Consider the following 1,786-nt stretch of genomic DNA (forward strand, 5'->3'; position numbering starts at 1 on the left):
ATGAGAGGAAATTTAAGGCTCACCGTAAGCGGGGAGAATTCCCGCAGTAGGTGTGTCTTATATTTTTTCTCTTGCTTTGTGGAGCTGTCCTCAAACCCAAGAAAAAGAAAGTCTCCCTATTTACCATCCTGTTTCTGCACCGCAGCAGTCGCTACTGCGTTCACATAATTGAGTGGGTTATCAAAATTAGGCTGGAAAAACATATCCACCATTGATAAGTCATCGATGGTCATTTTAGTTTGAATGGCTAATGAAATAACATTTGCGGATTGGGCACAATCATAGGAACTGTAAAATGCCCCACCCAAAACAACCCTTGTTTTGGGATCCCAAACTAGTCGCATCAAAATGGGCGTTGTGGTTAACATAAAATCTGGCCGATAATTTTGTTCCAGTGTCACACTTTCAACCTTGACGCCCCGTACTTGGGCACCACTTTCCGTTAATCCAGACGAAGCCAAGGTTTTTCCAAAAAGGGCCACCGCAGATGAAGCCTGCGTTCCCATATATTTAACAGTTGGCTTTTCAATGTTATGACCGATTAAAACGCCCTGTCGGATAGCGTTAGTTGCCAAGGGAATATAGTCATCCTTGCCTGTTGGATTGTAATGCACAACTGCTGAATCGCCCGCCGCAAAAATATCAGGATCAGATGACCGCATATACGCGTCAGTAATTATTGCACCATTTGGTAGCATTTTTACTTTACCTTTCAATAAATCAGTGTAAGGTCTGAAGCCCGCGCACAAAACAGCAAAATCGGCTGTGTAACTATCCTTAGTTGTTTTTACTGTGATTTGGTCATCACCTTCAAAAGATTGTACCATTTCATCCATAGCCAATTTGACACCATGTGCTTTGTAGTCGTCTTCAACTCGCAAACCAATTTCTGGATCAAAGTTTTTGGCTAAAACGTGTGGTAAACCATCAATCAAAGTAACTTGTTTACCAGTAACCGCCAATTGTTCAGCCAATTCTGCACCAATATACCCGGCACCAATGATAATTGCAGACTTAGATTTTGGCGCGGCTTCACGCAAAATTTTAGCGTCGTTCCAATCTTTACAAAGCTTAACCTTGTCATTATCGATACCCTTAATTGGAGGAATGACAGGTGCAGAACCAGTTGTCATCACCAACTTATCATAATGTGTCTGTGAAATTCTTCCAGAAACTAAATTTTTTACCTGAACCGTTTTTTGTTCAGGATAAATCTGCAACACATCATGTTCCATTTTCATAGTCGCCCCTAGTTTTTCAAGCTCCTCAGGAGAAGAATAAAACATTTTATTTGGATCTGAAACGTGATCACCAACCCATAACGCAATTCCACAAGAAAGAAACGATAAATTATCATTTCGTTCATATACAGTCACTTCATAGTCTGGATGTTCCGCTAGAATCTGTTTGGCTGCAAAAGTTCCGGCATGGGTTGCTCCTACTATAATTATTTTCATAATTTCCCTCCACAAGTTTTTTTGTTATCAAAATTATTAGTTTATTGTTAATTCAATTCTATTTTGTATGTCGGCAAATGTCAACGCTTACACATCTCTATTTATTGCTATCAACATTATATTGGCATTAATGCTATACGGTATATAATATAGATTAGAAAATATCATAAAGGAGGGCACCTATGAATATTCAAGTCAGTTCGGAAATCCTCGACGGACTAGTTTTGTCATTACTCACCCATCAGGATTTTTATGGTTATGCAATTACGCAAAAAGTCCAAGAATCCATTAAAATATCTGAGTCAACGATGTACCCCGTTTTAAGACGA

The 1,786-nt window shown here is 39.3% G+C and carries 2 protein-coding genes; one reads left to right on the plus strand and one right to left on the minus strand.

The features are described from left to right. Window positions 1-116: 116 nt before the first annotated feature. Window positions 117-1,457 (minus strand): FAD-dependent oxidoreductase, encoded by a 1,341-nt coding sequence (locus PPA04_RS09410; RefSeq protein WP_057785003.1) that lies wholly within the window; start codon window positions 1,455-1,457, stop codon window positions 117-119. Window positions 1,458-1,639: 182 nt separating this feature from the next. On the opposite strand from PPA04_RS09410, the gene PPA04_RS09415 reads away from it, so the two are divergent. Beyond that, a partial coding sequence (locus tag PPA04_RS09415; RefSeq protein ID WP_147206821.1) for a PadR family transcriptional regulator occupies window positions 1,640-1,786 on the plus strand: 147 nt, incomplete at its 3' end.

This window comes from Pediococcus parvulus, from assembly GCF_007990205.1.
In the GTDB taxonomy this organism is placed as follows: Bacteria; Bacillota; Bacilli; order Lactobacillales; family Lactobacillaceae; genus Pediococcus; species Pediococcus parvulus.

Excerpts from the sequence above, each read along its gene's own strand:
- PPA04_RS09410 (WP_057785003.1), bottom strand. The coding sequence starts at position 1,457 with ATGAAAATAATTATAGTAGGAGCAACCCATGCCGGAACTTTTGCAGCC.